Origin of the sequence: Micrococcus sp. GbtcB5 (assembly GCF_019091605.1) — a bacterium.
In the GTDB taxonomy this organism is placed as follows: domain Bacteria; phylum Actinomycetota; class Actinomycetes; order Actinomycetales; family Micrococcaceae; genus Micrococcus; species Micrococcus luteus.
The window spans coordinates 1-233 of record NZ_JAGXJK010000549.1; the positions used below are offsets into that span (position 1 = coordinate 1).

The 233-nt window shown below is 71.7% G+C and carries 1 pseudogene; it reads left to right on the forward strand.

From position 1 onward, the window contains the following. Window positions 1-233: pseudogene (locus KVS67_RS13455) on the forward strand (AEC family transporter); the annotation flags it as partial.

A 233-nucleotide genomic window follows, 5' to 3' on the forward strand; every position in this document is an offset into this window, starting at 1 on the left:
GGCCGCTCGAGCGGGCCGGCGGGCGACGCGCGGACATGCTGCTCGCCTCGGCCGTGAAGCTGGTGGTGCATCCGCTGCTGCCCTGGCTGCTCGCGCAGTTCGTGTACGGTCTGGATGCGCGGCACGTGTTCGTCGCCGTCGTCCTGGCCCCCCTGCCCTCCGCACAGAACGTGTTCGTCACCGCCGTCCGCTCCGACACGGGCCTGCGCGTCTCGAAGGACACGATCCTGGTC